Annotated in this window: 17 protein-coding genes and 1 tRNA gene; 8 read left to right on the forward strand and 10 right to left on the reverse strand. The window is 48.6% G+C overall.

All coding sequences use genetic code 11. The features are described 5' to 3' along the window. Positions 1-89: 89 nt before the first annotated feature. A complete protein-coding gene (locus AC4IE7_RS09875; RefSeq protein WP_490776668.1) occupies positions 90-1,385 on the reverse strand; it encodes a restriction endonuclease subunit S in 1,296 nt (431 codons plus the stop codon). After that, complete coding sequence (locus AC4IE7_RS09880; protein ID WP_490776669.1) at positions 1,378-4,110, reverse strand: type I restriction-modification system subunit M; 2,733 nt, start codon at positions 4,108-4,110, stop codon at positions 1,378-1,380. The genes AC4IE7_RS09875 and AC4IE7_RS09880 overlap by 8 nt, the downstream gene beginning before the upstream one ends. Positions 4,111-4,485: 375 nt before the next feature. Between AC4IE7_RS09880 and AC4IE7_RS09885 the strand changes: the two genes are divergently transcribed. Beyond that, positions 4,486-5,703: a hypothetical protein gene (locus AC4IE7_RS09885; protein WP_490776670.1), complete on the forward strand. Its 1,218-nt coding sequence runs from the start codon at positions 4,486-4,488 to the stop codon at positions 5,701-5,703. A gap of 130 nt (positions 5,704-5,833) precedes the next feature. Here AC4IE7_RS09885 and tnpA read toward each other — a convergent pair whose 3' ends face one another. Beyond that, positions 5,834-6,256, reverse strand: coding sequence for an IS200/IS605 family transposase (gene tnpA / locus AC4IE7_RS09890; RefSeq protein WP_490776671.1), 423 nt, complete (start codon positions 6,254-6,256; stop codon positions 5,834-5,836). Between the two features lie 292 nt (positions 6,257-6,548). Between tnpA and AC4IE7_RS09895 the strand changes: the two genes are divergently transcribed. The 5 genes from AC4IE7_RS09895 to AC4IE7_RS09915 all read left to right on the forward strand — a co-directional run bounded on the left by AC4IE7_RS09895 (position 6,549) and on the right by AC4IE7_RS09915 (position 9,630). Continuing rightward, on the forward strand, positions 6,549-6,767 hold the full coding sequence (locus AC4IE7_RS09895) for a helix-turn-helix transcriptional regulator (RefSeq protein WP_490776672.1): 219 nt from the start codon (positions 6,549-6,551) through the stop codon (positions 6,765-6,767). A 13-nt stretch (positions 6,768-6,780) separates the two neighbouring features. Further along, the gene (locus tag AC4IE7_RS09900; protein ID WP_490776673.1) at positions 6,781-7,047 is read left to right on the forward strand and encodes a hypothetical protein; all 267 of its coding nucleotides are present in this window, start codon (positions 6,781-6,783) and stop codon (positions 7,045-7,047) included. After that, the gene (locus AC4IE7_RS09905) at positions 7,044-7,358 is read left to right on the forward strand and encodes a hypothetical protein (RefSeq protein WP_490776674.1); all 315 of its coding nucleotides are present in this window, start codon (positions 7,044-7,046) and stop codon (positions 7,356-7,358) included. The genes AC4IE7_RS09900 and AC4IE7_RS09905 overlap by 4 nt, the downstream gene beginning before the upstream one ends. Positions 7,359-7,363: 5 nt before the next feature. Beyond that, a complete protein-coding gene (locus tag AC4IE7_RS09910) occupies positions 7,364-7,891 on the forward strand; it encodes a hypothetical protein (RefSeq protein WP_490776675.1) in 528 nt (175 codons plus the stop codon). Between the two features lie 677 nt (positions 7,892-8,568). Then, the gene (locus AC4IE7_RS09915; RefSeq protein WP_490776676.1) at positions 8,569-9,630 is read left to right on the forward strand and encodes a DUF8606 domain-containing protein; all 1,062 of its coding nucleotides are present in this window, start codon (positions 8,569-8,571) and stop codon (positions 9,628-9,630) included. A 28-nt stretch (positions 9,631-9,658) separates the two neighbouring features. Here AC4IE7_RS09915 and AC4IE7_RS09920 read toward each other — a convergent pair whose 3' ends face one another. Next, on the reverse strand, positions 9,659-10,720 hold the full coding sequence (locus AC4IE7_RS09920) for a hypothetical protein (protein WP_490776677.1): 1,062 nt from the start codon (positions 10,718-10,720) through the stop codon (positions 9,659-9,661). 308 nt (positions 10,721-11,028) lie between these two features. Continuing rightward, positions 11,029-11,119: transfer RNA gene (locus tag AC4IE7_RS09925), tRNA-Ser, on the reverse strand. A 170-nt stretch (positions 11,120-11,289) separates the two neighbouring features. Between AC4IE7_RS09925 and AC4IE7_RS09930 the strand changes: the two genes are divergently transcribed. Both AC4IE7_RS09930 and AC4IE7_RS09935 read left to right on the forward strand, forming a co-directional pair. After that, on the forward strand, positions 11,290-11,961 hold the full coding sequence (locus tag AC4IE7_RS09930; RefSeq protein ID WP_490776678.1) for a Bax inhibitor-1/YccA family protein: 672 nt from the start codon (positions 11,290-11,292) through the stop codon (positions 11,959-11,961). A gap of 65 nt (positions 11,962-12,026) precedes the next feature. Further along, entirely contained in the window at positions 12,027-12,206 is a 180-nt protein-coding gene (locus AC4IE7_RS09935; RefSeq protein WP_490776679.1) for a hypothetical protein, read from the forward strand. Between the two features lie 148 nt (positions 12,207-12,354). Here the strand turns inward: AC4IE7_RS09935 and serS are convergent, their stop codons facing one another. From serS to AC4IE7_RS09960, 5 genes are all read right to left on the reverse strand, one after another. Beyond that, the gene (gene serS, locus AC4IE7_RS09940; RefSeq protein ID WP_490776680.1) at positions 12,355-13,626 is read right to left on the reverse strand and encodes a serine--tRNA ligase; all 1,272 of its coding nucleotides are present in this window, start codon (positions 13,624-13,626) and stop codon (positions 12,355-12,357) included. 3 nt (positions 13,627-13,629) lie between these two features. Beyond that, on the reverse strand, positions 13,630-13,941 hold the full coding sequence (locus tag AC4IE7_RS09945; protein WP_490776681.1) for a DUF190 domain-containing protein: 312 nt from the start codon (positions 13,939-13,941) through the stop codon (positions 13,630-13,632). Continuing rightward, a complete protein-coding gene (gene crcB, locus AC4IE7_RS09950; protein ID WP_490776682.1) occupies positions 13,938-14,312 on the reverse strand; it encodes a fluoride efflux transporter CrcB in 375 nt (124 codons plus the stop codon). The genes AC4IE7_RS09945 and crcB overlap by 4 nt, the downstream gene beginning before the upstream one ends. Before the next feature lie 202 nt (positions 14,313-14,514). Then, on the reverse strand, positions 14,515-17,055 hold the full coding sequence (locus AC4IE7_RS09955; protein ID WP_490776683.1) for a hypothetical protein: 2,541 nt from the start codon (positions 17,053-17,055) through the stop codon (positions 14,515-14,517). A 261-nt stretch (positions 17,056-17,316) separates the two neighbouring features. Continuing rightward, positions 17,317-22,260: a hypothetical protein gene (locus AC4IE7_RS09960; RefSeq protein WP_490776684.1), complete on the reverse strand. Its 4,944-nt coding sequence runs from the start codon at positions 22,258-22,260 to the stop codon at positions 17,317-17,319. Positions 22,261-22,268 lie beyond the last annotated feature (8 nt).

A 22,268-nucleotide genomic window follows, 5' to 3' on the forward strand; every position in this document is an offset into this window, starting at 1 on the left:
TTCACCTCGCTAAGATGCTCCATCTGACAAGATGATAGCATTGATAGCATTGATAGCATTTTATGCGAACCAAAGGTTTCACTATGGGATTACTGGACATGACTGGTCTCGGGCGGGTCGGAGTTGACCTGGACTTTGCCGGTTAGGAGGTCGTGCATTAGGCCGGTTTTTTGTTTGGATAGTTTTTCTTTCCGCTGCACCTCAATCGCAACTCTTAGAGCTGCTAAATCGAGTTTTCTCGCCATCAATCGCTGCTCTTCAGGTTGAGGAAATGGAACAAGTATTGATTTGATGAACTCTACTCCGAGTGTAGGGACACCAGAGTTGGTATTCATAGTGACTTCAATCCCACCTAAAAACCAATAAGATCTAGCTAACCATAAGAGCCACAAAGGGTCTGTCGAATGGCTTTTTGGTTTCATGAGCACAACGGTGTGACTAAACACTTTATCTTCTGAACCGTAGCGTCTTGCCATTCCGATTTTTCCTTTGCGTGCAAACACCACATCAACTGGCTTGAACTGACATCGGATGTATTGAGCTTGAAAAGTGGACTCTGGAACTCGCTTAGATTTATCTAAATTGAAACCATCCTCGCCCTCGAAATTCTCGGTTGAGCAAATTGGGTACCCGATATCTACCTCTGGGGGATATCGATGACTCGGGTTTGGATCAATTACTTCCACGTTGACACCGAAATCATCTGCAATCCACTCCTTCGGAATCCACCCAATCGGGGTTTGCTGATACAGCTCCGGGGCTTGTTCGCGGGGTGGGCGGAGTTTGCCGTCGGGGCCGATGCCGCGGGTAAAGAGGTCGTGCATCAGCCCCGCTTTGATCTGCTGGTATTTTTCAATCAGCGCTTCGGTTTTTTCGATGGCTTGGTCGACCGCTTGGAGTACTGCTGATATTCGTGCTTGAATTTTTACTGGAGGTAAAGCAAGGCCTATTGATGCCATAACTCCATTCATCAATTTAGGATTACCAATGTATGATACATAACGCTTGGCAACTCGATTCAGGTGATACGCTAAAAACCGAGCATCAACTCTATCATTTTCCTTAGGAAGTAAAGTTCCACATACATTTGTACAATTAAATTTACCGGATCGGAAAAACACTGTTCCAGCGTTTTCACCGTCCGTCGTCCATGTCACATAATCCCCTGAAAAGTCATAAGTTGAGATTCTCCCCATACGACCATCATTCCGAGTTTGAGAGGAAAACACGGGGAAAGGCCCTGGACTCTTATTGATTTCCTCTTGGCTGATCACCCTGCCTCGACCTAGTTGACATATTTCGCTAATGGTCACCTCAGACCAGCTAGACGGCGTGAATGTAAACCCTGAATACTCACGGAGATTCTTCTGACGTAGTTCACGCATAACCTAGCTCCACCAAAAACGCCTGCAACTGCACCGAAGCCGCATCCCGCTCCGCCTCAATGGTCTTGGCGGTCACTGCATATTTACCCCACAGGTTTTCTATGGCCTTGATGCAGCCCCGCTGATCGGCGCGCAGATAGGCCCGGTAGGTATTCATCAATAACTTTCGCAGTCGCTCGACGATGACGGTGCGGGCCTGGTCGGTACTGATCTTTTCCCGGGCGCTCTGCACCAGATCGTCGCGTTTGTTCTCGATGCTTTTGATGGTGGCCTTGAGGGCCTTCACCTCGTCTTCCAGGGCCTTGTGGCGCTCCAGACTGGTGGCGATGGCGGCGGCGCGGTCATAGGCCAGACGGCCTTGTTGCATGGCTTGTTGCAGGGGTTCGATGTAGTCGCTGGCGTGGCCCTGCTGTTGGGCAAGCTCGATGATGCGCTGACCATTTTCGAACCGGGCGTCCTTGGCGGTTAAGCCTTCGCCGCAGTAGTACCCTTTCTTCGCGCCCTTGGGCAGTCTGTCCGCCGCCTTGAGTTCGGTGAAGAGGTTGCTGGCTAGGCTCTTGGTCTCCTTGAGCTGGACCTTCCAGCCAGCTGCCTTTTCCTTCAACTCCTCCTTACGGCTTTTCACCTCATTACCGGGCAGCACACCGGTATCTTCGCTGTCTTCGAACTCTTCTTCATCGGCGGCGGCGAACAGGACTTGCAGTTCGGCCAGTCGGGTCTGAGCCTGTTCCTGCTCTTCAAGCACATCGGGGAACTGGCTTTGCAGAATCTCTTCGTCCGGGATCAGCTCAGGCCCCCAGCCGCTGGCGGCGATGGATTTGAAGTCGGCCTTGAGCTGGTCCACGTAGTTGGCGAAGGCACCACGCACCTGGAAGGGGGTGAGCAGGGTCTGGTCACTCAGGGCCTGTTCGATGCTGGCGAGCAGGCTGCTGCGCATCACGTAGACATTACGCGGGCGGCCCTCTTGATTTTCGGCATCCGGCGCCAGCGCCTCGACAATGGGCTGGTTCTGCCGCCACCAGGTTTCCAGGGTCTGCATGAACTGCTGGTGGCGGGTGGTGACGCTTTGATGCGTCGCTACAAACTCCGCAATGTCGCGTTTGCCTTCGAGCACCGGGGCGAAATCCAGATAGTGCTCGTCACGATCGACGAAGGCGTCTTCCCGCAATTGCGGGTAGTTGCTCCAGTAGTGGCCCAGGCTTTCGACCTCAACGCGCGGTACGCCGCCGTGCAGGTGGGCGCGCACGTCCTGGGGCTCGGGCGGTGGGGCGTTGTCCACGTAACGGCGAATGTTGCAGTTGTACTCCTCGGCGATGATCTCCTCGCGCGGCACACGGCGGGCGTAGGCCGGGATGTCGCCGCTCTTGCGATAGGCGTTGATGATTTTGTCGATGTCTTCCGGGCGCAGGTGGTTCTGCGCCTTGCCCTCGCGGTATTCCCGGTCGGCGTTGATGAACAGCACATGCTCGCGCTGGGCGCTGCCGGATTTGTTCAGCACCAGGATGCAAGCGGGGATGCCGGTGCCGTAGAACAGGTTGCTCGGCAGCCCGATGATGGCTTCGAGAAGACCGTGGTCGATGAAGTGCTTACGCGCCTCCCGCTCCTCGCCGCCACGGAACAGCACGCCGTGGGGCATCACGCTGGCCAGCCGTCCGTCATGCTTGAGCACGGCGAGCATGTGCTGCACGAACATGAGATCGGCCTTCTTGCCCTTCTCCGGCATCATCACCGGGAAGCGGCCGGGGAATTTGAGGTCTTTCTTGATGTAGTTCTGGCTGAAGGGGGGATTGGCGACCACGCGGTCGAAGCGCTTCAGCTCGTTGTTATCGGCCAGGTGCTGCGGTTCGCGGAGGGTGTCTTCCTGGCGGATATCGGCGTGGGAGATGCCGTGCAGCAGCATGTTCATCTTGCAGATGGACCAGGTGGTGCCGATCTTCTCCTGGCCGTAGAGGGCCAGTTCATCGGCGCTGCCGCCCTTCTCGCGCAGATAGTCGCGCATCTGGATGAGCATGCCGCCGGAACCCACCGTGGGATCGTAGACGGCCATGCCCTCTTCCGGGTCGCAGATCTCGACGCAGATGCGCACCACCTCGGCGGGAGTGTAGAACTCGCCGGCCTTCTTGCCGGCGGAGTCGGCGAAGAACTTGATCAGCCACTCATAGGCCGCGCCGAGCAGGTCGGGGAACTCGAAATCATCATCGTGCAAAGGAATTTTTTCGAAGTTCTGCACGAAATCGGCCAGGGTGTCGTCATCGAGGGTCCGCTGGCCGATCTTCTTGTTGAAGTTGATGCCGGAGAGCACATCCTGCAGGGCATCCGTGTTCGCCTCCTCGATGGCCGCGAGCGCCTTGTTGAGGGTGGTGCCGACGTTTTCCTTGGTGTGCTTCAGGGCCGGGCGTTGGAGGTTTTTTTTCTCCCCCTCCTCAACGATCTCCTCCTCCCAGCCCTGGCTCCAACGAGCGCGGGGCGGCACGTAGAAATATTTGCCGGAGTAGTTGTCGGGGTCGTTCAGCTCTAGCTCAATATCCTCGGGACTCATCCCCTGCTCAGCTTTGTCTTTGCGGATCTCGGCCTGGCGCTGATCGAACAGATCACTGGCCCGCTTAAGGAACAGCATGCCGAAGATGTACTCCTTGTACTCGCTGGCGTCCATGCTGCCACGCAGGTCGTCACAGGCGGTGAGGAGCAGGTTTTCTAAGCGGGATAGGGTTAACTTCAATTTCATTGATTAACTTCTTATTTAGACAGGTTCTGTTGTTCCGAGGTTACCGTGCCATTTAGTCCGCAATAGCCACAGATCAGCACCTCAATCATAGAGGTGATAGAACGGTGCGCTTGCTTCTAGGCGAAGCATAGTACCTCTTTCAAACCGGGAGTGATGCAAAATGTCAATGTGGCGGTCTTGGCGCTGGCCATAGATCCCTTGGTTACGTACCGTAAAAGTACTGTAATGTACTGCAACATCCCATATAATCCAAAAGATCGATTAACTCGGCTAGACCAGATGAGCAGCTACATAACCAGAACAGCGCCTCTACAGACCCTTCCACAACATGTAGTGCTTACTATTGGCAACCCAGGATGGTGAGATAAAGCCTGTATGCCAAATCAAACACAAACCAGTGAAGCTGTTCGGTCACTTCCGAAAGATGCCCGAAGCCTTATATTTCGAAAATTACGGCATCTTCAGCAGATGCAAGAGAAGAAATGGATTAGTACAAATCAAGCAGCCTATTCCAAGTTGAATGCCAGTACATCGGTAAGCACCCGCCCCGAACAAATCGGTCGAGTATTTGTAAAAGCAGCTTTAGAGACATTTCAGGATATAACTTCCTACGCCGAAGTTGTGGCTAACGAATGGCCTGAAACTGTATGGGAAGTCACTCATTCAATATTAGTAAAATTAAATATTCAACTCAATGACGGTGAAGAACTCAAAGAAATCATTATGTACTTTACCGATGCAAAAAGTGAATACCTATCAATAATTAATCATATCGATCCAGAACGATACAAGAATATAGTTCGAAGGCAAGCAGGTCGTTACGGCGTTATTGGAAATGAGCTTCACGCAGAACTCGATTCAATGATTGATCGCGAGGCTAAAAAATCACATTGCGGAATTCTCAATCGCTCAAGATTGAAACAAGAAGATATCTATTTTGCTATTGATGAATATATCATCACAAAACAACGTTACATAAATCAAAATAGAATAATAAATAAGTTATCCAACAAACCAAGCCTAGATTCGAATTTAGATTCAGATAAAAATAATACCACTAACAAAAAAGAAAGTATAAAACTTGTCCAACCGTCTGATCCTTTTGCAATATTTAGGTGTATGACTGCTTTGAAATTTCGTGAGATTCACATACGCATTGACCCAGATAATTTGGTTCTACGTATTTCAGCAAGAGATAAGAAAGCGATTGCTTCTTTCAACTCAATAGGACTCACAAGAAAAAATGAAGTCACGTTAAACCGGCAAGGTAAAATATTCATGGCTATGGCAAATGGAACATCTAATCCTGAAGAGCCTGGTTTCAAACGAGCTATAACTCGCCTTTCCAAATCACTTCGAGAAGTCTTTGATATATCTGATTATCCCTTCCAATCAAACAAACAACAATTCCATTTATCAATCCCCAAAGATAAGGATGCCAAACAACGTGCTCTCAAACGAACGACTACCTATAACGACACAAGAAAAGCCAACGAAACAAATGCGCAAGATTTTTTCAAAAAATATGACTCCGACTACGACCCAAACGACCCTCTCTATTCTGACAATCCCGATCTAGGCGATGGCGACTAAACCACTAGATAACAACACCCTTGTGATATTTAAACGTCACGGATACTTTCTTATCACATCAATCAACTACTACCCGCACAGCGGGTAGTATTATGAAAACCCCCAGAGGGGGCTATGGTCAAAGTCCCGTCTATTTCATTTGCTCCTGACGTTTCTCTTCCCGCTCTTGGTTCCTTATGTACTCCCGGATCATTTGTTCATCTAAACCGACAGTACTCATACAATACCCTCTCTCCCAAAAATGGCGGCCGGTGAAATTCCGCTTCGCCTGTAAATAATCTCTGAATATCCGTATCGCAGACTTCCCTTTCAGAAAACCTATGGTATTCGCCACACTGAACTTCGGCGGAATCATCAACAGCATGTGAATATGATCCCTCATCGCATACCCTTCGACCAATTCCACCCCATGCTGGCGGCATAACTCCCGCAATATGCCACCGATATCTTTCCTCAAAGTCCCGTAGATCAACTTCCTTCGGTACTTCGGCACAAATACCACGTGATATTTGCAATAATGTTTAACGTGAGCCTGGCTTTGCCACTCTCTCATAATGGCCTCCTAAAGAACTTGCCGGTTCATGGGAGGCCATTTTCTCTCTGCACGCCGGAACGGCAGAGCCTATTTGTGTCTCACCACCTGAGGCGGTGGTTTACCTAAATTAAATTAACATTACCAAGCATTACCAAGCATTACCAAGCTGCAGAGCTATAATTAATATAACTATATGGTAATAAAGCATTTTTTTTGTTGGCATTACCAAATGCCCCCTATTGATCGACTGCGTCCAACATAAGCTGTTGTTGGTCGTTTAAACCCATGTTCGATTATTTAGGTGATGAAAATGCACAAGCTACCTGAAACAGGTTACCTCCGACTTCCACAAATCATCGGCGATCCGAAAGCTGATCCACCGATTCCAGCGATTATCCCAATCGGCAAATCCACTTGGTGGGCTGGTGTAAAAACCGGCCGCTTTCCAACACCGGTAAAACTGGGGCCTCGTATCACCGCTTGGCGGGTAGAAGATATTCGGTTCCTAATTCAACAGACGCCAAAGTAAGGGGGTGACCACCATGATCAGAATAACAGTATGCTACACAATGAATGGCACACTCTCCTACTTCTCCGATGCAATCCTTTACACAAACCTGAAAATACCCGGTGTAATAGAAAGAGGAAAGCTGCACCACTTCTCAGATAGCAGCAATCCCCAAAATATTCAGACCGGTAGATATTATATAAATCCGAAAAACTCGCCAATTCCTGCAAGGTTGAGTTCACAAATAAACTGGCCAATACATAGTGTAATAAACAGAGACTTTCAAGGTGATGCAGAATGAGTGTCAATCTACCCATTAACGATCAATATAGAATTGAACTAACCCCATATTCTTGGCAAGTCAGCAAATGGAGAACAAGGAGCAATCATCCATATGGCGGAGATTGGGAGGGCATATCCTGGCATAAAACCATTCAGCAGGCAGGAGAAAGCCTGTTATTACGACTTGTATCAGAAGATGAGCTATCAGGCATCCAAGATATTATCGATGCTCTACAGTCATCTACCAGAGTCATAGCTAAGGCAATAATACAATCACCACATCATGATTCTTGGCTCGACGAACAAAATGCTGGTGCGAATGCAGGCTGATAGATATGCCAAAGACTAGAAAAAAGTCTAACCGGACTGGATCATTGCTTCTTGATGCGCTTTTTTATGATGAGCGCGTTGGGAAGCTATCCAGACCAGCATTCCAACTGCTGATAGAGTTGAATCAGCAATTCGACGGTTTTAATAACGGCAATCTTTGCGCAGCTCATAAATGCCTAAGATTCAAGTGGAATGATAAAACGCTTAAAGCTTCGAAAAGGGAATTATTACAAGAAAAACTAATTGAAGTAACAAAAAGAGGATTGGGCCGAAAACCAACACTCTATGCCCTCTGCCATCTTCCTATCAATGAAATCGTAAAACACGGAATCAAAGAAGAGAGTCAGTGCATTAGGAGAGCCATGGGTAAACGATCTCACTATTACCCTGTTAGGCGGGATGTTCCAGGTGAAGTAAAACTAGCACTAGCTAAGGGTGTAGAGAAACAACGTCTGAAAGATGAAAGAATGGAGAAAATGAAAGAAAATTGGTACGCCTCAGAAAATAATAGCGGGGTACATAGTACCCAATAAATCACTTTATTGGATACTCACTACAGTACAAACAATAAGCGAATCATTAAAAAGCGCAGGAATATGAGCTTTGTACTGTACTCAGCACCCTACAACAGGATAATAGCGGGGTACTCACTACCCCACCCTTTAAATATTTGCCATACATTTGACTATTCTATTTTCACTATTCTTGTCTGCCGAAACCATAGGTAGGTCTGCCAGTTCCAGTTAGGTAAATTACTAACTTTTACTAATTTTGACTTGAAAATATAACAAGGATTGGCTATCGCCCCCCAGACTGGAACCATTGAAAAATCTGCATCATACAATATCCTCAGTTCAAAGGAAGCAGCTGTTCCTTGTCAGTTGAACCTAGGATGCATACGAATGGGAAGATGACCCAGAATGGTGGGAATAAGTTTCTGTCGATACCTTTCATACCAGGAACAGGCAAATAGATGATGTAATTAAAGGGATTGAGTTATTACACACCAGAAAATCCCCACCTCGATGCCTGATGTTTGCAGGTAATTAGTTACTGATACCTGATATCACTTTAGCAATCAATTGGCGAATAAACCATAGAACCTGGTGAAACCCAATTAAATACCCTCAGATCAACAGATTCCTTTGAGAAGAGCAAAAGTATGCTGTAGATTAACTATTGTGATCATAACGAACTTCTGGAGTTATCAATGTCACTTTCGATGGATTTATGGCAGATAGACCATGAGCAACTCCTACCCATGGACCGAGCTACACTCGATTTGGAAAAGCATCTCGAAAACTGGATCGAGAGTGATATCTCATTGCTTGGAATTGATGCTTTGATCATCGGCCGCCAGGTACATACGAGTTATGGTGGATTCGTCGACCTTTTGGCGATTAATAGCGACGGCGAACTCATTATCATGGAGTTGAAAAGGAGTAAAACTCCACGTGACATTGTTGCGCAGTGCCTTGATTATGGCACCTGGGTCTATGACCTAAGTTTCAAAGATATTCTAAGTATCTATGATGCCTACAAGAATGCTAGCTTCGAAAAGGATTTTGCAGAATATTTCGACACCCCTGTACCGGAAAAGATCAACAGCTCCTACCAAATCATGATTGTGGCTGAATCTCTCGATGACTCGACCGAACGCATCGTTAAGCACCTCAACGAAGTTCACAAGGTCAATATTAATGCTGTATTTTTCAACATTTTCAAAAAAGATGGCAATGAGTATATAGGTCGATCCTGGCTTAAGGACCCTGTTGATGTTGAAGAGCGCTCAGCTTCAGGAAAAAAATCTAAGTGGACCGGCTACTATTTCGTCAATACTGGCATAGCAGACGATAGCTTCCGAGATTGGGAGCTGAATGAAAAATATCAATTCATAAGTGCTGGTGGTGGACCTCGCTGGATGAATGCCATAAAGAAACTCAAGAAAGGGGACAAGATTTTTGCACTGATCAAGGGTAAGGGATATGTTGGCTATGGCATCGTTGAAGATGAAGCTGTACTCGTAAATAACTACAAAATTGATAACAAAAACATCACTGACCACCTACCCGAAGAACATCCCTGGCGGCAGGAAAAAGATCCTCAATATGATGAATGGCTGGTCCGTGTAAAGTGGTTAAAAACCTATCCAGAAGAGCATGGCCAGTGGTTTAAAGGTGCTTTTGCCAATCAAAACGTAGTTTGTAAACTACGCGATCAAAATACTTTTAAATATCTTGCTGAGAAGTTCAGTGTGGATACCTCAGAGTAGATCAATGCACCCCTAACTTGAAAGAACTCTATTGTGGTTGGCTTGGACTGATCTTAATATTCAGGTTCGGAAAACCCTTCATTAGTGAGTCGACAGCTTCTAATGTCCCCCTGCCCCACTGATTGCTCAAGACATAGGTTTTGCCATCTGCATGAAATACCTCGTCGTCGCCACAGAAGTACCTTTTTGCCCGAGGAATAGTGCCACCAGGATCGTTCTGCATAATGATCTCATGGGCCTCGTCGCCGCTCAGAGTACCTTCAATAACCTCGAATAATCTGTTCTTGCGCCAGGGAATAGCCTCCATGATCTCTTCAGGGGTTCCACCATTTTCCAAAATACCCGAAACCAGTCTGAACATTAGCCAACGTTTACTCAGAGCTGCATACTCGTGATCAGCTATTTGGAGATCGTACTTGGTAAAATCTCGGGTGCTGTTTCTCGATTCCCGCTCTCTTTGCTTCTTTTCACGTATACGAACCTGATAATCAGCAACTTCAGGAATTGGTATAACCGTCTGGACATCGAGAAAAATCTGACCTTCGCTGGTATAGGGGTGCATGCGCACACACCTGATATCCAACCCGTAGTCATTCAGCCACATGACAGAGGTCGTAAGTTCCTTCGAAAACTCGGCCGATGCAAGTACGATCTTTACTTCCTGTCCGAATTGCTCCTCATCTGGATCGCTCCAATCAAGAAATTCGAGCAGGGTTTCTGTCGCATCCTTATCAATATTGTTATCTTTGAGATACTGAGCATAGATTGTGACCAGCCTGTCGAAGGTCAGGGTCGAGATCATTGCAGCGTAACGGATGGCTTGTAGATCCATATGACCGCCGTCCTCAGTTCGCTTGAGCTCAATCACCACCAGGTTGCCACCTTTGTCGACCCCCAATAGATCAATGCGTCGCCGACTCTCCTCCCATGCTCCAAATTCCTCCGCTACGATGAGCGTATCCGGTGAGATTACATCGATCTGTGACTTGAGCAGGAACTGGAGATCAAATCTCTCACGTAGACCCTGTTCCGCGAAAGTCGTACGTTGAATTGGAACAATCTTTTTCTCATCAATACGGAAAATCGGCATGGTTAAGCCCTAACTTGTTTTAATTGTCTGACTTATTATTACCATGGGCAGGGATTTATTCTATTTTAATGAAGATCTATATGACCTTCATGTACCGAAATGGGCTATAGCAACCAGGAAAATCTCAAAACAAGTTGAGTCTCAGTCACAAAGCTTGAATCTTAATAACATCTGACTGAATTATGGAGATACTACGTGCCTGTGGCTATTTTCGCCTATTAGATCTCTGATTGCGGGGGCTAATTGGGGGACTGGCAAAAACAACAAACAGGCAAGTCTTTGTTTTATATAGATATTATTTTATATAATGGCGGAGAGGCAGGGATTCGAACCCTGGGAGGGCTACAAACCCTCAATGGTTTTCAAGACCACCGCATTCGGCCGCTCTGCCACCTCTCCTGAAGGGGCGCTAGGATACATAACCATCCTTGAAAATGCTAGTGTTATCCCCATCTAATGATGTATTGACCTTTTATTCCTGCACGGTATGCTGTGCTGAACATTCCGAGACAATGAATGTCTCATAAATAAGATTGATTTCAGGGATCAAATCAGGAGATGAGAACAAAATGAATCGTCTAGATTTCACTGCAACACAATCGATGGAATCCACTCTATCGACCAATAAGCTGATAAAAAATACTTATATGCTGCTATCTGCCACACTCGTTTGGAGTGCGCTGATGGCTGTTGTTTCCATGGTTATCAACCCACCACACATGATCTCTCTTGGTACTTCTCTCGGTGCCTTGGTGATACTGTGGTTCGTTCTGCCACGTTACGCGAACTCCTCTGCTGGTCTGTTGGTTGTTTTCGGGGTAACCGGTCTTCTGGGTTTTGGTCTTGGCCCAATGCTCAACCACTATATCGCTCTGGCGAATGGCGGCCAGATTGTGGCCACTGCTTTTGGTGGAACAGGCATTATTTTCCTTGGTCTATCTGGTTATGCGCTTTCTACAAAACGTGATTTCAGCTTTATGGGCGGCTTCATCTTTGCCGGCATGCTGGTTGTCATGTTGGCCTCCCTCGCGGGGCTGTTCCTTGATATGCCTGGATTGCACCTGGCTATTTCGGCAGCGGTCATACTGTTGATGTCCGGTTATATCCTGTTCGAAACCAGTCAGATGGTAAATGGTGCTCAGACCAACTACATTATGGCGACTGTCAGTCTGTACTTGGCCATTCTCAACATTTTCACCAGCCTGCTGCACCTGCTTGGTGCTCTGGGTGGCGACGACTAATTTACCTCTATCAATAAGCTGAAAACCCCGGCATTGCCGGGGTTTTTTATGAAGCGGGAATCATTATGGATTGGATGAAGATTTTTTCTGCCATCCTTATCATTGGATGGATTATTTTTATTTGGCCTAGAGCCAAACACTGGCTGAAAAACAGCCCAAAAGCAAAACAGGGGGACTGGATGGCAGCAGTTTTACCTTTGGCTGCTGTCGTAGGATTTGTTGCTCTGCTGATTATGATGGTCTAGTGTGGTGCGCGGTAGGTTCAGTAATCCTCAGCCAATCCACAAGCTGGGGCCTGATTGCTCAGGAGTGTAGCAAGCCTCGGCTTTTTTAACAGATTAGGCTGAGGGAGCGTTCCCAGCTGAATCAATTGCTCCGCTCCCTCGCCTCTTCCTATAGTTTCTCAATTCCACCCATATAAGGCTTCAGTGCCTCCGGCACCTGAATCGATCCGTCAGCCTGTTGGTAGTTCTCCATCACGGCTACCAGAGTTCTGCCTACGGCCAAACCTGAGCCATTCAGGGTATGCACAAGTTCTGGCTTTCCAGTCTCAGGGTTCCGCCAACGGGCCTGTAGACGCCTGGCCTGGAAATCTACAAAGTTTGAACAGGAGGATATCTCCCGGTATTTGCTCTGTCCCGGCAGCCAGACCTCTATATCGTATGTTTTGGTGGAGGAGAAGCCAATGTCGCCGGTACAGAGGGTTACAACTCGATAGGGCAGCGCCAGCTTTTGCAGAATCGCTTCGGCATGTCCGGTTAGCTCTTCCAATGCCTGAAACGATTGACTGGCAGGCACTGCCTGTACCAGCTCAACCTTCTCAAATTGATGCTGACGTATCATGCCACGGGTATCTTTTCCATAGGAGCCCGCTTCAGAGCGGAAACAGGGTGTATGGGCCACCCATTTGCGCGGCATATAGTCGGCGTCGATAATCTGATCCCTGATCAGATTTGTCACCGGCACTTCCGCTGTGGGTATCAGGTAGTACTCTGACTCGCCACAGAGTTTGAACAGGTCTTCCTCGAATTTTGGCAGCTGCCCGGTGCCTCGGAGACTGTCGCTGTTGACCATATAGGGCACATAAGCCTCGGTGTAGCCATGTTCAGTCGTGTGTGTATCGAGCATCAACTGTATCAATGCCCGATGCATCCGCGCCAGTGGACCCGCCATGACTGCAAAGCGTGAGCCGGTTATACGGGCCGCAGCCTCAAAATCGAGTAATCCGCTGCCATCACCCAAATCCACATGATCCTTAGGCTCAAAATCGAACTGGCGAGGCTCACCCCAACGCCTCTCCTCACGATTATCCGCTTCGTCCCGACCATCGGGTACGGAATCATCTGGAATGTTGGGTATACCGAGCGTGATCTCGGAAAGCTCGGCTTGTACGGCATTCAACTCTTCCTGACTTGCCTTGAGCCGATCACCCAATTCTGCAACTTGCTCAAGCAGCGGTTGAATATCCTCACCTGCCGCCTTCGCTTTGCCGATTGATTTTGAACGGCTGTTGCGTTCGTTCTGCAGCTCTTGCGACTCTACCTGAAGGTGCTTGCGCCGCCCTTCTAGTTCGGATATCTGCTGTGTATTCAGCTCAAAACCACGGCGACGTAGTTTTTCAGCTACCTCATCCAGATTATTTCTTATCAGTCGCGGATCCAACATTACTCATTCACCCATATTAACTTGTGCGGGCCAGCTCACCACGTGACCTGGCTCTACCCATTGATTTAAATCCTGCAGCACCTTTACAACCCGCTCCGGTAAATCGAAGAACTCTACCACCAAGGGTAAGTCCATGGAGATATCCAGCAGTGATGCCTCATGAGCCCGACCAGAACGACCAAAGCCGGCAATCCCACGAAAAGCGGTGACGCCTCTGACTTTCTCTTCATTGTGAAGAAAGTCGAGCAGTTTCCGCAGTTGGTGGTCACCTTCGGTGATATAGACTCTTACCATGGTCACTTCGAGCTGCTTCATAACTGTCTCCCTAAAACCAGTCCCATCCAGCAGGCCAACACACAGGCCACCACACTCAGCACTATATTCAAACCGGCCTTTAGCAGTTCTGCCTGCTCCAGCAGGTTTAAGGTTTCGATGGAGAATGTTGAAAAGGTGGTGAACGCCCCCAGAAAACCGATTAGCAGTCCTGCTCGCAGTTCAGCTGAAACCACCATTCGTTCGAGAAACACAACATACAAAAACCCCATCACCAGAGAACCAAGGACATTTACAGCCAGGGTTCCGAATGGAAAACCTCGTCCAAGCAGACTATATACGCCAGTGGATACCCAGAAACGGAAGAGTGCTCCGGCTGCTCCGCCGGAGGCGATGGCGAGTAGTTGATACAATCTAGAATCCCAGGGTCTCTGCAAAAGAGGGGATTATACCCACTGTTAGCAGAAATTTGGCTAGCACCAGGAAAATATTTGAGAGTGAATCCGGGGGATAGAGTCTGAAATCGGACTGTTCGACTCACATTGAGGCTCTCTATTTTGATACCGATAGACTCAAAGGCCTAACAGAGGCCTTTGAGCGTAATCGCTTTTGCTGCTAAAAATCCCAACGATAGCCAGCGTAGAAGAAGTAGTCGGTAAAGTTTGTCACTTCCAATCCATCATCCTCCTCGAACCAGTTCACCCCCCCTTCCAGTTCGAAGGTCAGATCTTTGCGGAAGCGGTAGTCCATGCGAATAAATGGGCTGACAGTGAGGCGTGTAGCCTCATTCTCTTTGTTCTCACGATAGGAGAAATCCAAACGTGGATTAACTCTCCAACTGTTGGTGACTGGATAGCGACTGCTAACGCCAATACGGTAGGTATCTGAAGAGGTCGAGTCTGAATATCTAAGTGTGAATACGCCGATATCCCCCTGCTTCAGCAGGTCATTTTTTATCACCTGGAAGGAGTAGAAGAGCTCCGTATCGGTTGCTTCAGTGGCAAACACGCCACCTGAGGCAGGCGTCTCTCCGGTCTTACTGACGGTAAAATCACCACTCAATTGCAGCGTATCCGAGAAAGGATGGGATGCGCCAAAGGAGACACTGGTGGATTTTGCAGTACGGTCTTTTGCCAGGTCATAGATCTCATCATCACTATAGAAGTCTTGTAACTCCTCGATCGATTCGATCGGTGTAAAGGTATTGGGATCAGACTGTCCACTCAATGCATTTGAAGTCATCAAGATAGGGCTATTGCGATAATCAAGATTCAGATAGAGGCTGGTTTTGTTGGCCAGACGCCAGTTGCTCTGAACCATGAAGATTCCAAGCTCGTTATGAAAGATATCGTAATCGATCAAGCTGAAGAGTGATTTGTCTTGATCATAATATCTGACCTCTCCGCCGATAGCTCTGCGATCAACGAGACCATCTGCCCGTTGTTCAACAAGGAACAGGCTCATATCCCAGTTTTCGAAAATACTCGCGATATCGCCGCTGATTCCTGCAAACTGTTTGTGCTCATGCAGAAAAGTATCCCGCGAGCGCTCTACAGGAAGCCCGACAGTCGCCCTGAGGTTGATATCCGGAGTCAACTCATAGCCCAGCACAAGACCATCAAATCGATTCAGAATACCGCTGGATCTTAATCTCTGGCGGCCGAATTTTGCATGCGTTCGTGACTCCAGATGCTCCACATCGATGTAGGCATCACTGAGTGTTGTATCGTTTTCACCATCATCCAGCAGATCATAGATATAGCTGCCTGTAACCTTCATGCGCATATCGTAGTCTTCACTACGACGACGGGCATTGAAATCTGCAAAGCTCTCTATTTCAGATCTGGAGATGCTGTCCTCATCTTCCACAAAGGGGCTGTCTATCTTGTCTCGACGATAATTTTGAGAAAAACTCCCATAGACATCCCAAACCGCCTTATTCTCATCCTCTTCACTACCCGGCTCTCCCGGCCTGGGCTTTTTACGCAGTGACTTCTTGGGTCTCTGGGGAGCAGTCTCAAGACCCAATAGCCGCTGCATTACCCGCTCAGCATCCTCACCCTCAGGATACTTTTCCAGATAGAGGCGATATTCCCCTTTGGCATGGGCAATCTGCCCATTTCGCTCGCGGGATAATCCAAGTAGCTCCAGGGATTCCTGGGTATAGATATTATCCGGCTCTTCCAGCAAAGCCTCTAAGAGGCGCACGGCCTTGGCATACTCACCAGCGGTGATGGTACGCCGGATCATCTCCATCATTTGGGTTAAGCGGGGATCGACATCAACCAACTCTGGCTCTTCCAGTACCTGGCCATCAAATGAGGGATCCAAGCCCCTTTCAAAAAAGGCCTGGCGCCGCTCCACGATGTCCGCTGTATCGATCCAGGCATCTGGATAGAAGCCTTTTACCTTTGCCAACTGTTCACTGGCCTCTTCCTTGGTACGAAAGAAACCCAATCTAAGGCGGTATTGTGGCGTACCTTCCAGATCAAACTTAGTACTGTAGAGCAGTTGCTTTTTTCCAACTGGTACGGGTGGTATTTCCCCATAATCCACAGGGTCGGGCTGAACACCCAGGTTAATCACATAGATAACCAGTGGCAATGATTTAAAGCTGAACGGTGCCTTCATTTCCGGCACTTTGCTCTCAAGGGTTTTCAGCTTGGCCTGACCAAACCCTGAGGTTTTGCGTGACTTCGCAGGCAGAATAAACTCCATCGTATAGAAGTCTCTTCCTTGGCGGATTTTGACATCATGAACCGGAGTGGCAAATGAGACCAATAGCGCTGAAGTACCTAGCCGATTGCCTTGAAAGACTATCTTATCAAGAGGCACAGCTGCTGATGGACTCCAAGTCAGCTGATCTTCCTGTGTAAACTCCAGCTCCAGCTCATCAGGAGTTGTCGCGCCAACCTCATCATCTATGGTCTGCCCCACTCTGACCTGAACACCCAGCTCACTGTTTGCCTCATTGATCAGATGAGAGACATATCGAACAGGCACATTGAAATGCACCAAGATGACGTTACCACCCTCTTCTGTCTCTATTTCAATACGATCCAGCACCCTTGTGGCAGCAGAGAGTTGCCCAGCCGACAGCATCAGCAGTACTAACAGAAGCCAAGGGTAGGTTCTAGATTGAATATTAAGCTGCACTCTTAAATTACCTGATGAATAGTGACTCTATAGTTTATGCCATTTCCTGATTCTTGCTTGTCTCTAACCAGGATAAACAACATCAGCTTCCTTTAATTAAGTCTCAATACTTGGCGAACTGGCACCAGTGAATCAACCAAAGTGATGAAGAACCAACAAACAACCGCCATGGAATTCACTAGGAATTCCATGGCGGTTGTTTGGTTAGACTACCCGTTTAACAGTGGGAGGATCAAACAAACAGTGCCACCTCTATAACTGCTAATCCCAATTTCGGTCTGAAACACTGTGGCATCGGCTACCTGCACAATTTCGATCATTACTGAGATTGCTGTGCGGCCCCTCTCCTTGCTCATAGTCATTCGCATGACAACCTGCACAGGTTCGGGCATAGGTTGGGAATGGCCAGGGGACTGATTCACTGTTTGTAGTGTGACAATCATTACAAGAGAGATTCGCCCGATGATCGCCTGGATAATTGCCGGAACTATGACGATAGCTGATTACAGGCACCCAACCATTTGTGGTATGGCATACATCACACTGCTGCGTGGTTGAGAAATGCCCGTTGGGTACACCTGTTGCAATGGTACCGTTGTGGCAGCTATTACAGGCACCACTCACACTGGAGTGGTCAAAGTTGACACTGGTCCAGTTAGAGGTGGAGGTATGACAGTTATCACACTGAGCCGTTGTCGACACATGACTGGCAGACTTACCGGTTGCAATCGTGCCGTTGTGACAAGTTGAACAAGTGCCCGCCACATTGCTATGGCTGAAGGTTACGCTCAGCCAGTTGTTGGTTGAGGTGTGGCAGGTATTACACTCGGCTGTCGTCGGAATGTGATTACCCGGTTTACCCGTTGCCAATGTGCCGTTATGACAGCTTGAACAACCTGTAACTATACTGCCGTGGTTGAAATCAACATTTGCCCAGTCCGTCGTTGAGTTGTGGCAGGTATCACACTGCCCCGAAGTCTGGATATGGTTGGTATGTTTGCCAGTCGCGGTAACGCCATTGTGGCAAGTTGAACAAGTTCCAGCCACATTTCCATGTGTGAAGCGTACATTCAACCAGTTCGAAGTGGAGAGATGGCAATCATCACACTGGGCAGTTGTGGGAACATGCCCAACATCCTTTCCGGTTGCAGTAATTCCATCGTGGCAGTTAGAACAGTTACCTGCCGCATTGGTGTGATCAAAACGCACCGACAGCCAGTTGGTTTGAGAGGTATGACAGGCATCGCACTCAGAATTGGTCTGTATATGGTTACCCGGTTTTCCAGTGGCAGTGGTGCCGTTATGACAACTTGAACAGCTACCCGTAACTACAGAGTGGTCAAAATTCACTGCTGTCCAGGTAGTCTGGGAGGTATGGCAGACGTCGCAAGCAGCAGTAGTTGCAACATGACTGGCTGACTTACCTGTTGCTACCGAACCATTGTGACAACTCTGACAGCTACCTGTAACCGTGCTGTGATCAAAACGAACCGAAGTCCAGTTGTTGGTTGAGGTATGACAACTGTCACACTGGCCATTAGTTGCGATATGGGCAGCATGCTTGCCGGTGGCAATTGAGCCGTTATGACAACTTGAACAGGTGCCCGAAACGCCAGCATGGTCAAATGTTCCCGTTGCCCAGGTCACGGTAGTGTGGCAATTCTCACAAGGTTCATTGGTGGGAATGTGGTTTACAGGTTTGCCAATGGCATCCACATTATTGTGGCAACTTTCACAACCAGAGACGATACCGGTGTGATCAAACCTGATGTTGAGCCAGGTTGTATTCGATATATGACAGTTATCGCAGGCCGCATTGGTCTGAACATGGTCAACCGGTTTACCAGTCGCCGTATTACCGTCATGACAGCTGGCACAGGTACCGGTAACCACTGCGTGATCAAAATTGATCGTCAACCAGTTGTTGGTTGAGGTGTGGCAAGCCTCGCAAGATGCAGTGGTGGCCACATGGGCAGCATGTTTACCTGTCGCCCTGACCCCATCATGACAGGACTGACAACTACCTGTAACTCCATCATGATTGAAATTGGTAATATTCCAATTGTTGGTGGTATGGCAGGTATCACAGGTGGCATTGGTCAACACATGGGAGGGAGACTTGCCTGTTGCAATATCGCCGTTATGACAGAGATGGCAGGCGGTTGTAACACCAGCATGGTTGAAAGTGGTCACTCTCCAGTTGTTGGGCGTGTGACAATCTTCGCAAGGCTGACTGGTTGTGATATGGGCAGCATGCTTGCCGGTCGCTGTGGTGCCGTCATGGCAGGATTCACAGTTATCGGTTATTCCCGCATGGTCAAAGTTCGATATCAGCCATCCGTTAACCGTATGGCAGGTATCACATTGGGCACTAGTCTGTAGATGTCCGGCATGTTTACCCGTGGCCCGCACACCATTATGACAACTTGAACAGACCCCTGCTGTCGGTACAGCGCTGTGATCAAAATTGACCCGTAACCAGGAGGTCGTTGACGAGTGGCAGATATCGCACTGCTCGTTGGTAGTTATGTGATTGTTATGCTTTCCGGTGGCCGTAGTGCCGTCATGACAGGTAGAGCAGACACCGGATGTTGTCACCCCACTATGATCAAAACTTGTATCCTGCCAATTGATGGTAGAGAGGTGGCAGTTATCACATTGCGCTGTCGTTTGGATATGTTGTGCATGCTTACCTGTAGCCGTGGTACCGTCATGGCAATTGGAGCAATTACCACTGGCAGCTATGTTGTCATGGTTGAAGTTGATCAACGTCCAGTCGATAGTCGAAGTATGACAGCTATCGCACTGGGCAGTAGTGGGAATATGTGTTGCACTCATACCTGTTGCAACCACGCCGTCATGGCAACTTGAACAGGCGCCCGCCACACCAGCATGATCGAAACGGCCGGTACTCCAGGTAATGGTGTTATGGCAGTTCTCACAGGGTTCTGTTGTGGGAATGTGCGTATCTGGTTTACCGATTGCATCGACATTATTGTGGCAGCTCTCACAGCCACTGGTGATACCGGTATGATCAAAGCGCACTGCGGTCCAGGTTTCGTTGGAGATATGGCAATTGTCACAGGCGGCATCAGTCACAACATGATCCGCAGATTTACCGGTAGCAGTCACACCATCGTGACAGCTGGCGCAGGTACCGGTGACGATTGCATGGTTGAAGGTTATCTCTGTCCAGCTGGTGGTTGAGGTATGACACCCCTCACAGGATGCGGTGGTTGCGACATGTGCATCATGTTTGCCTGTAGCCCTGTCCCCGTCATGACAGGACTGACAGCTACCGGTAACCCCTTGATGATCGAAACTGCTAAGTGACCAGCCATTGGTGTTATGGCAATTATCACAGGATGCCGTGGTAGGAATGTGGTTGTCGTGCTTACCTGTCGCCACATTGCCGTTATGGCAGGACTCACAGGTTCCGGAAACCCCTTCATGGGTGAACCCGGTCAGGCCCCAGTCTGTTGTGGAGTGGCAAGCCTCACAGGATGAGGTTGTAAGAATATGATTGCCATGTTTGCCTGTGGCTATCACACCGTTGTGGCAGGATTCACAATCCCCAGTAATGCCCTCATGGGAAAAATTATTAACATTCCAGGCGCCTACTGTATGGCAGGTATCACACTCAGCGTTGGTCTGCAGATGGTTGTTGTGTTTACCTGTTGCACGAACCCCATTGTGACAGGTTGAACAGACACCGGCCGTCTCGATAGATCCATGATCAAAACTGACATTGGACCAGGAATCGGTCGAGTCATGACAGGTATCGCACTGCTCCGCGGTCTCTATATGAGTCGCGTGCATACCTGTCGCAGTCGTTCCGTTATGGCAGGTAGAGCATCTACCGGCAGCATCGACGTTGCTGTGATCAAAACTGGTATTCAACCAATTATCTGTAGAGACATGACATACATCGCACTGATCATTGGTCTGTATATGCTGAGCATGCTTGCCGGTTGCGCTGGTACCATCGTGACAGCTCGAACAGACGCCAGCACTTTGAAAGCTCTCATGACTGAAACTGATAACATGCCAGTTTGCAGTGGTGGCGTGGCACACATCACAGGATTCATTGGTTACGATATGAGTGTCATGCTTACCTGGCGCCTGCACCCCGTCGTGACAGGATGCGCAGGTTCCTGGGACAACCTCACTATGATCAAAACCGACAATTGACCAGTCTTCTGTTGATGTATGGCAGGTGTCACATTGTGCAGTTGTCAGTACGTGGTCAGCATCCTTACCGGGCTGTGTCACGCCATCGTGACAACTGGAACAGCGACCGAAGGCCTCTTCTCCATGTACGAAGTTAACCACCAGCCATGAGTTGGTGGAAGTATGGCAAATCTCACAGGGCTCACTGGTTGTCAGGTGACCAACGGGTTTGCCGATGGCACTGATACCGTTGTGACAACTCTCGCAATCGCCACGTATGCCGGCATGGGAGAAATTATTTACTTGCCAGCTGTTTGTCGAGTGGCAGAGATCACAAGCCTCATTGGTAAGTATATGGTTTGAAGATTTTCCAGTTGCACTAATCCCGTTATGGCAGGTTTCGCAGCTACCGCTATCGACATTGGAGTGGTCGAAAAAGACCAATAACCAGCTGTTGGTTATATGGCAGGTATCACAAGGTTCTTCAGTAGCAATGTGGATTGAGTGTTTACCTGTGGCAATGTTGCCGTTGTGGCAGCTTTCACAGGTGCCTGTCACAGCAGAGTGATCGACGCGGCCGACTCTCCCCCAGCTGAATGTGGTATGACAAAACTCACAGGTATTGGCCGAACTGATATGGTCACTGCCCTTACCTTGTGCGGCACTTCCGTTATGACAGGAGAAACAACCACTACTGATCGTGCCATGATCGAATCGCGCTACATGCCACCCAACTGTGGTATGGCAGTCATCACAACGGTCATCACTACGGATGTGATCGATGGGTTTACCTGCAGCTGCGGCGTCATTATGACAGCCATCACACATCACGGGCGTACCCTCAAACTGTGCATTGAGGTGACACTGGTCGCACTCCACAATGCGATGTTCCCCAGTCAGAGGGAAACCGGTGGAAAAATGGTCAAACTCGGTGGTCTCAGCCTGGAGAGCAGGGGCAAACGACAAGCTAAACAATAAGGCGATGAGCCAATAGGCCTGCTGTAACAGTATTCTATTTTTTAGCAACGTCGTCATATGATCTT

This window comes from Candidatus Thiodiazotropha sp. AKAK3 (assembly GCF_058244645.1).

Bases quoted from the DNA above. Each gene is read 5' to 3' on its own strand.
- AC4IE7_RS09900 (WP_490776673.1), top strand. From the start codon at position 6,781: ATGATCAGAATAACAGTATGCTACACAATGAATGGCACACTCTCCTAC.
- AC4IE7_RS09880 (WP_490776669.1), bottom strand. From the start codon at position 4,110: ATGAAATTGAAGTTAACCCTATCCCGCTTAGAAAACCTGCTCCTCACC.
- AC4IE7_RS09945 (WP_490776681.1), bottom strand. From the start codon at position 13,941: ATGAAGCAGCTCGAAGTGACCATGGTAAGAGTCTATATCACCGAAGGT.
- tnpA (WP_490776671.1), bottom strand. From the start codon at position 6,256: ATGAGAGAGTGGCAAAGCCAGGCTCACGTTAAACATTATTGCAAATAT.
- AC4IE7_RS09910 (WP_490776675.1), top strand. From the start codon at position 7,364: ATGCCAAAGACTAGAAAAAAGTCTAACCGGACTGGATCATTGCTTCTT.
- AC4IE7_RS09915 (WP_490776676.1), top strand. From the start codon at position 8,569: ATGTCACTTTCGATGGATTTATGGCAGATAGACCATGAGCAACTCCTA.
- AC4IE7_RS09905 (WP_490776674.1), top strand. From the start codon at position 7,044: ATGAGTGTCAATCTACCCATTAACGATCAATATAGAATTGAACTAACC.
- AC4IE7_RS09895 (WP_490776672.1), top strand. From the start codon at position 6,549: ATGCACAAGCTACCTGAAACAGGTTACCTCCGACTTCCACAAATCATC.
- AC4IE7_RS09930 (WP_490776678.1), top strand. From the start codon at position 11,290: ATGAATCGTCTAGATTTCACTGCAACACAATCGATGGAATCCACTCTA.
- AC4IE7_RS09875 (WP_490776668.1), bottom strand. From the start codon at position 1,385: ATGCGTGAACTACGTCAGAAGAATCTCCGTGAGTATTCAGGGTTTACA.
- AC4IE7_RS09885 (WP_490776670.1), top strand. From the start codon at position 4,486: ATGCCAAATCAAACACAAACCAGTGAAGCTGTTCGGTCACTTCCGAAA.
- AC4IE7_RS09960 (WP_490776684.1), bottom strand. From the start codon at position 22,260: ATGACGACGTTGCTAAAAAATAGAATACTGTTACAGCAGGCCTATTGG.
- AC4IE7_RS09935 (WP_490776679.1), top strand. From the start codon at position 12,027: ATGGATTGGATGAAGATTTTTTCTGCCATCCTTATCATTGGATGGATT.
- serS (WP_490776680.1), bottom strand. From the start codon at position 13,626: ATGTTGGATCCGCGACTGATAAGAAATAATCTGGATGAGGTAGCTGAA.
- AC4IE7_RS09920 (WP_490776677.1), bottom strand. From the start codon at position 10,720: ATGCCGATTTTCCGTATTGATGAGAAAAAGATTGTTCCAATTCAACGT.